The sequence below is a fragment of the Nocardia sp. NPDC058705 genome, from assembly GCF_042749305.1.
In the GTDB taxonomy this organism is placed as follows: Bacteria; Actinomycetota; Actinomycetes; order Mycobacteriales; family Mycobacteriaceae; genus Nocardia.
On sequence record NZ_JBHYRN010000045.1, the window covers coordinates 23,174 to 30,238 of the forward strand.

Annotated in this window: 9 protein-coding genes; 8 read left to right on the top strand and 1 reads right to left on the bottom strand. The window is 66.9% G+C overall.

The window, feature by feature from the left end; genetic code table 11:
• Positions 1-29 precede the first annotated feature (29 nt).
• On the bottom strand, positions 30-1,343 hold the full coding sequence (locus ACFW6D_RS30720) for a nicotinate phosphoribosyltransferase (RefSeq protein ID WP_379333917.1): 1,314 nt from the start codon (positions 1,341-1,343) through the stop codon (positions 30-32).
• A gap of 61 nt (positions 1,344-1,404) precedes the next feature.
• Here ACFW6D_RS30720 and clpS point away from each other — a divergent pair, with 61 nt between their 5' ends.
• The 8 genes from clpS to ACFW6D_RS30760 all read left to right on the top strand — a co-directional run bounded on the left by clpS (position 1,405) and on the right by ACFW6D_RS30760 (position 6,934).
• Positions 1,405-1,752 (top strand): ATP-dependent Clp protease adapter ClpS, encoded by a 348-nt coding sequence (gene clpS / locus ACFW6D_RS30725; protein ID WP_379333919.1) that lies wholly within the window; start codon positions 1,405-1,407, stop codon positions 1,750-1,752.
• A gap of 13 nt (positions 1,753-1,765) precedes the next feature.
• Positions 1,766-2,341: a DUF2017 domain-containing protein gene (locus ACFW6D_RS30730; RefSeq protein WP_379333921.1), complete on the top strand. Its 576-nt coding sequence runs from the start codon at positions 1,766-1,768 to the stop codon at positions 2,339-2,341.
• 44 nt (positions 2,342-2,385) lie between these two features.
• Positions 2,386-3,447, top strand: coding sequence for a P1 family peptidase (locus ACFW6D_RS30735; protein ID WP_379333923.1), 1,062 nt, complete (start codon positions 2,386-2,388; stop codon positions 3,445-3,447).
• Positions 3,448-3,623: 176 nt separating this feature from the next.
• Positions 3,624-4,037 carry a Mov34/MPN/PAD-1 family protein gene (locus ACFW6D_RS30740; protein WP_379239300.1) on the top strand — a complete coding sequence of 138 codons (414 nt, stop codon included), beginning with the start codon at positions 3,624-3,626 and terminating at the stop codon, positions 4,035-4,037.
• Positions 4,038-4,076: 39 nt separating this feature from the next.
• Positions 4,077-4,352 (top strand): MoaD/ThiS family protein, encoded by a 276-nt coding sequence (locus tag ACFW6D_RS30745; protein ID WP_379239291.1) that lies wholly within the window; start codon positions 4,077-4,079, stop codon positions 4,350-4,352.
• A gap of 5 nt (positions 4,353-4,357) precedes the next feature.
• On the top strand, positions 4,358-5,320 hold the full coding sequence (locus tag ACFW6D_RS30750; RefSeq protein WP_266296112.1) for a cysteine synthase: 963 nt from the start codon (positions 4,358-4,360) through the stop codon (positions 5,318-5,320).
• Between the two features lie 66 nt (positions 5,321-5,386).
• A complete protein-coding gene (locus ACFW6D_RS30755; protein WP_379333925.1) occupies positions 5,387-6,100 on the top strand; it encodes a rhomboid family intramembrane serine protease in 714 nt (237 codons plus the stop codon).
• Between the two features lie 69 nt (positions 6,101-6,169).
• The gene (locus tag ACFW6D_RS30760; protein WP_379333927.1) at positions 6,170-6,934 is read left to right on the top strand and encodes a cyclic nucleotide-degrading phosphodiesterase; all 765 of its coding nucleotides are present in this window, start codon (positions 6,170-6,172) and stop codon (positions 6,932-6,934) included.
• The last annotated feature ends 131 nt before the right edge of the window (positions 6,935-7,065 follow it).

A 7,065-nucleotide genomic window follows, 5' to 3' on the forward strand; every position in this document is an offset into this window, starting at 1 on the left:
CAGCTCCGCGGCGCACAGTTACGCGATGCTCAGCCGAGGAACGTTGTCGGCACGGCGGGTTCGCCCGCGGAGAGTTTGAGCCCCTCCCACGGCAGGCTGACCAACCCGCGCGCGACCAGTTCGCGACTCTGCGCCAGCGTCGGCACACAATCGACCACCTTGCCCCCGCGAACCAGCGGCATCTGCAACTCTCGCACCTGAAAACCGTTGGTAGCGGGCGCTTCTCCGCCTTCGGGATACACGATCTCCTCGACGATCGTCCCTGTGGCACGGGCCAATCGCACCGCCTTCTTGACCCCGCCACGCGACTGCTTGTGACTCGACCGCTTCGCGACCGGAACGCCTTCGACCTCGACCAGTTTGTAGACCATCCCCGCCGTCGGCGCACCCGAACCGACGACCACCGACGTGCCGACGCCGTACACGTCGACCGGTTCGGCACGCAGTGCCGCGATCGCGTATTCGTCCAGATCACCGGAGACCACGATGCGGGTGCCGGTGGCGCCCAGTTCGTCGAGCTGCTGGCGAACCTGCCCCGCCAGCACGCCGAGGTCGCCGGAATCGATGCGCACCCCGCCCAGCTCGGGCCCGGCCACCTCGATGGCGGTGGCGACGCCGCGCGTGATGTCGAAGGTGTCGACCAGCAGGGTGGTGCCGATGCCGAGCGCGTCGATCTGACTGCGGAAGGCCGCGGCCTCGTGTTCGCCGTCGGCGCCGCTGTGCAGCAGGGTGAACGCGTGCGCGCTGGTCCCCGCGCCGGGCACGCCGAAGCTGCGCACGGCCTCGAGGTTGGAGGTGGCGTCGAATCCGGCCAGGTAGGCGGCACGCGAGCTCGACGGTGCGGCGAGTTCGTGGGTGCGCCGCGAGCCCATCTCGATCATCCGCCGACCCGCCGCCGCGCTCACCATCCGTGCGGCCGCCGACGCGATCGCGCTGTCGTGATTGAAAATCGACAGGGCGAGCGTCTCGAGCAGCACGCATTCGGCGAAGCTGCCGCGCACGGTCAGGATCGGCGAGCCGGGGAAGTACAGCTCGCCTTCGGCATAACCGTCGATATCGCCGGTGAAGCGATATTCGCGCAACCAGTCGACGGTGGCGGGGTCGAGGAACTTCGCGACCACGGCCAGCTCGTCGGGGCCGAAACGGAAGTGGCCGAGCGCGTCGAGCAGGCGTCCGGTGCCCGCGACCACCCCGTAGCGGCGCCCGTGTGGCAATCGCCGGGCGAACACCTCGAAGGTGCATCGCCGGTGGGCTGAGCCGTCGGCCAGTGCCGCGGCCAGCATGGTCAACTCGTACTGGTCGGTCAGCAGCGCGGTGCTGGCGAACTCGTCACGGATCTGCACACCAGAAACTCTAGTCACCGCGGGTGTTGAATCTCGTGGGCCGCGTCGTACCCTGGTTTTCATGGCCGTGTGCAATACCGTTCGGGCCGGCGCCGTCACCGACGCTGTGAACGCCGCACTGTCGGCACCGCAGGCGACGCCGGAGACCACGGAATACCCCGAGATCCTGGAGGCCGAGGACAGGCCCTGGGTCACCGTCGTCTGGGACGATCCGGTGAACCTGATGCATTACGTCACCTACATCTTCCAGAAGCTTTTCGGCTACAGCAAAGCCAAGGCGACCGAGTTGATGATGCAGGTGCACAACGAGGGCAAAGCGGTGGTGTCGTCGGGTTCGCGCGACAAGATGGAGCAGGACGTGCGCCGACTGCACGCCGCCGGGCTCTGGGCAACCATGCAGCGCGACTGAGTAGCCTTGGCCTGTGCGTAAGTGGAGCAGGAAGAACTCACTGAGTGGGAGCGGTCCGAAGCTTCGATCCGAAATGGACGAGCACGAGGCCACCGTTCTCCGATCCCTGATCGGCGCGATTTCGGGCTTACTCGGCGACCGAGCCGCCGAAGCTCCCGAAGACGAACTCACCGTCCTCACCGGTCTGCGCCCCGGCAACACCACCCCGCCGACCGACCCGCAACTTCTGCGTCTGCTCCCCGATTTCCACCGCGCCGAACCCGGCTCGCCGGACGCCAAACGCGCCGACCTCAACAGTGCGCTGCGCAGCCTGCACGAGCCCGAGATCATCGAAGCCAAGATTCTCGCGGGTCAGGTCGTTCTCGATACCTGCCCGGCTGCAGGGGGCAAGATCCTCATCACGTCCGACCAGGCCGATGCCTGGCTCACCGCCCTCACCGATGTACGCCTGGCATTGGGCACGTTGCTCGAGATCGACGACGACACTCCTGACCATTTCGATCCCGAAGATCCGCGCGCGCCGCACCTGGACGTCTATCACTGGCTGACCTGGATGCAGGATTCGATGTTGCAAGCCATGAACCCCTGAGTCGACGTCTCGGCGGTCAACTGATCGAGCACAAGGACGAGATGATGCGCAGCGGCCCTGGACCACGCAACTCGATCACCGACGTCGCCGGTGTGCTGGTGGGCCACCACCAGGTGCTCGACCCCGACGCGACGCTCGGCACCGGAGCCGCGACCGGCTGCACCGTCGTGCGGGTTCCCGGCGGCGCGACCGCCTCGGTCGACGTGCGCGGTGGCGGACCAGGCACCAGGGAAACCGACCTGCTCGACCCGGCCAATTCCGTCCGCCAACTCAACGCCGTGCTGCTCACCGGCGGCAGCGCCTACGGTCTGGCGGCGGCGGACGGGGTGATGCGCTGGGCCGAGGAGCATCGCGAAGGTATTCCGATGGATCCGACCGACCCGACCCGCGTGGTGCCGATCGTGCCGGGCGCGGTGATCTTCGACCTGCCGGTCGGCGACTGGCACATCCGGCCCGACGCGGACTTCGGTTATCGCGCGGCCGCCGCGGCTTCGACGGACTTCGCGCGCGGTACCGCCGGTGCGGGTGTCGGTGCGCAGGCGGGTGCGCTGAAGGGCGGAATCGGTTCCGCGAGTGTGGTTCTCGGTGAGGGGCCCGGTGCGGGTGTCACGGTCGGCGCGGTGGTTGTCGCGAATCCTGTTGGGTCCGTTGTTGATCCACGCACCGGTTTGCCGTGGGGTGCGGGCACCGACGGGCCCGACTTCTTCGGGTTGCGGGTAGCGACGCCGACGGAGATCGCCGCGCTCGCCGCCTTGCCGACGAAGAGCACCGTCCTCAACACCACGATCGGCGTGGTCGCCACCGACGCCGCCCTCGACCCGGCGGGCTGTCGACGCCTGGCCGCCACCGCCCACGACGGCCTGGCCCGCGCCATCCGTCCCGTGCACTCCCCACTCGACGGCGACACCCTCTTCGCCCTGTCCACCGGCGCGATCGAGGTCCCTCCCGCCACGCTGCCTGCCGCGTTCCCCACGGACCTACACCTGCTCGACCAGCTGTGCACGGCCGCCGCGGTGGTCGTGGAACGAGCCGTCGTCGACGCGGTGCTCGCGGCGACATCGGTCGCGGGAATTCCGGCCTACCGGGATCTGGTTCGGCCGCACTGAGCGCCCACTGTTCGCCGTTTCGGTCGAAAGTCGAACCGATCCGCCCGACATTGTGCGCTGAGCGTGGCGACCTTCAAGGCCCGACTTTCACTCCCGCGGAATACCCGAATAGGGTGAGTCGTTGTCGAGGAAGGTGCTCGACAGCACGCTCGCAGGATGTGGAAAGGGTCGATGAAGTGCTCGTGATCAGGGCCGATCTCGTTGACGCGATGGTGGCACACGCCCGCGCCGATCATCCGGACGAGGCCTGCGGCATCATCGCCGGGCCCGAAGGCAGCGACCGGCCCGAACGTTTCGTCGAAATGGTCAACGCCGAACGCTCGCCCACCTTCTACCGGTTCGATTCCGGGGAACAGCTGCGCGTGTGGCGCGCGATGGACGACGCCGACGAAGTGCCGGTTGTCATCTACCACTCGCATACCGCCACCGAGGCCTACCCGAGCCGCACCGACATCTCCTACGCCGCCGAACCGGACGCGCACTACGTGCTGGTCTCCACGCGCGACCCGCAGGAACACGAACTGCGCAGCTACCGCATCGTCGACGGCGAGGTCACCGAAGAACCGGTGCGCATCGTCGATTCCTACTGATTCCCCCGTCCGAAAAAGTCACCATCCTCAGGAGTCCCCATGCCGGTAACCGTGTCCATTCCGACCATCATGCGTGGTATCACCGGAGGTGAGAAGCGAGTGCAGGGCGAGGGCTCGACGCTGTCGGCGCTCATCGCCGACCTCGACGCGAACCATCCCGGGCTGGCCGAGAAGCTGCTGTCCGACGGCAAGCTCAACCGCTACGTCAACATCTACGTCGACGACGAGGACGTGCGTTTCTCCGGTGGGCTCGAAGCCGAGGTGCCCGTCGGCGCGTCGGTGACGATTCTTCCCGCGGTTGCCGGCGGGGCCTGACTCTCGTGGCTCGCTATGACTCGCTGATCGCGACGCTCGGCAACACCCCGCTCGTCGGCTTGCAGAACCTGTCACCGCAATGGGACGGCGACGATCATGTGCGGCTGTGGGCCAAGCTCGAGGACCGCAATCCGACCGGGTCGATCAAGGACCGGCCCGCGCTGCGGATGATCGAACAGGCCGAGGCCGACGGGCTGCTCACCCCCGGGTGCACGATTCTGGAGCCGACCAGCGGCAATACCGGAATCTCCCTGGCGATGGCGGCCAAGCTCAAGGGCTACCGGATCGTGTGCGTGATGCCGGAGAACACCTCGGTGGAGCGACGCCAACTACTGACGATGTTCGGTGCCGAGATCATCGACTCGCCCGCCGCGGGTGGGTCGAATCAGGCGGTCGCGATGGCCAAGCAGATCGCGGCGGAGAACCCGGATTGGGTGATGCTGTACCAGTACGGCAATCCGGCCAACGCGCTCGCCCATTACGAGAACACCGGGCCGGAACTGCTGGCCGATCTGCCCGAGATCACGCATTTCGTCGCGGGTCTCGGCACGACCGGAACGCTGATGGGCACCGGCCGGTACCTGCGCGAGAACGTGCCCGATATCGAAATCGTCGCCGCTGAACCTCGTTACGGCGAACTGGTTTACGGTCTGCGCAATATCGACGAGGGATTCATCCCCGAGCTCTACGACGAGAAAGTGCTCACCACCCGGTTCTCGGTGGGCCCGTACGACGCGGTGAAACGCACGCGTGAACTGGTCGGCGAGGAGGGTATCTTCGCCGGGATCTCCACCGGGGCGATCCTGCATGCCGCGCTCGGCATCGCCAAGAAGGCGCAGAAGGCCGGGAAACGGGCCGATATCGCGTTCGTGGTCGCCGATGGCGGCTGGAAGTATTTGTCCACCGGGGCATACGACGGCACGCTGGACGAAGCCGAAGAGAAATTGGACGGACAACTCTGGGCCTGACCCGATGTCGCCCCACTTCGGTACGCTCAGGTCAATGGGCTGCGGTCCCGTGCCGAAGTGGAGGCGATGTCGGTGAGCGGTGGGGTGGGTGCCTCGTTCGATCCTGATCGGATCGCGGGGTTACGCGGTCATGCGAGTCCGGGCGCCGGTGCGTCGTCAGGCGGTTCGTGGGTTCGGGCGGCGGTCGTGATCCTCGGCTTTGTGGGGGCGCTGTATGTGATCGAGGGCATCGACATGGTGCTCTCCTACGATTTGCCGGCCGGTTCGGCGGGACAACTCGACGCGGCCGGGATCGAGCCGCGCGAGGTCTCCGGGCTCGACGGCATCCTGTGGGCGCCGTTGTTGCACGGCGGGTGGGAACATCTGTTCGCCAACACGCTTCCACTGCTGGTGCTCGGGTTCCTCGTCCTGCTCTCCGGGATCGGGCGCGGGATCGCGGCGACGGCGATCATCTGGGTGATCGCGGGCATCGGCACCTGGCTCACCGGGTCGACGGGGAGTGTGCACGTCGGAGCGTCGTCGATCGTGTTCGGCTGGCTCACGTACCTGATCTGTCGCGGGTGGTTCGCGCGCAATGTGGGCCAGATCGTGGTCGGGTTGGTGATCCTGGTTTTCTACGGCTCGATGCTGTGGGGCGTGCTGCCGAGCGACCCTCGAATTTCTTGGCAGGGCCATCTTTTCGGGGCGGTGGGTGGAGTGCTCGCGGGCTGGGTACTCTCGTCAGATGAACGTCGACGCCGCCGTGGAGCATCGGTCGGCCGCGCAGTACCAACGCGGTAACCGGGGATCCAGTCTGGAAATTGGGGGGATCCTGCAGTGAGTACCAGCACGTCGTGGCAGCATGGGGGCATGCGCCTTACCGTCCTCGGGTGCTCGGGCAGCGTGTCCGGCCCGGATTCCCCAGCGTCGGGCTACCTGCTGACGGGCCCTGATATGCGGCCGACTGTCATCGACTTCGGTCCCGGAATCTTCGGCGCCTTGCAGAAGCACATGAACCCGGCCGATGTGGACATCTTCCTCACCCACCTGCACGCGGATCACTGCCTCGATCTGCCCGCACTGCTCGTGTGGCGTCGCTACCACCCGAACCCGCCGACCGGTAAGGCCCTGGTCCGTGGGCCTTCGGACGCTGCGCTGCGGATCGGGAACGCCTCGGCGGAGATCGGCGGGGAGACCGACGACTGGTCCGATGTGATCGACTCGCAGGTCTGGGTCGAGAACACGCCGATCCCGTTCGGGCCCGGTCACACGGTGGAGGCTCGGCGGATGTTCCACCCGCCGGAGTCCTACGGGCTGCGGATCACGGCTGCGGACGGTCGGGTGTTCGTCTACACCGGTGATACGGCGATGTGCGATGCGGTGGTCGAGTTGTCGCAGGGTGCGGATGTGCTGATGGCCGAGGCTTCGTGGACGCATGATCCGGCGAATCGTCCTCCGGGGATTCATCTTTCGGGCACCGAGGCGGGGGAGATCGCGACTCGTGCGGGGGCCAAGGAACTGTTGCTGACTCATATTCCGCCGTGGACTTCACGGGAGGACGTGATCGCAGAGGCCAAGGCGGCGTTTTCCGGACCGGTTCATGCGGTGTCGCCGGGGGAGACTTTCGATCTTTAGGTGGGATCCGTTGTTCGGTGGTCCCGGGTGGTTTGAGGCTGTGTTTGTTGGAGCGCTGGCGCGCTCGAGTCGCGGCCCCGAGGGGCCGCCGGTTAGCGCTCGAGACTCGCGCCTGCGGCGCATGCGCTTCG

Bases quoted from the DNA above. Each gene is read 5' to 3' on its own strand.
- clpS (WP_379333919.1), top strand. From the start codon at position 1,405: ATGGCCGTGTGCAATACCGTTCGGGCCGGCGCCGTCACCGACGCTGTG.
- ACFW6D_RS30735 (WP_379333923.1), top strand. From the start codon at position 2,386: ATGCGCAGCGGCCCTGGACCACGCAACTCGATCACCGACGTCGCCGGT.
- ACFW6D_RS30745 (WP_379239291.1), top strand. From the start codon at position 4,077: ATGCCGGTAACCGTGTCCATTCCGACCATCATGCGTGGTATCACCGGA.
- ACFW6D_RS30755 (WP_379333925.1), top strand. From the start codon at position 5,387: ATGTCGGTGAGCGGTGGGGTGGGTGCCTCGTTCGATCCTGATCGGATC.
- ACFW6D_RS30760 (WP_379333927.1), top strand. From the start codon at position 6,170: ATGCGCCTTACCGTCCTCGGGTGCTCGGGCAGCGTGTCCGGCCCGGAT.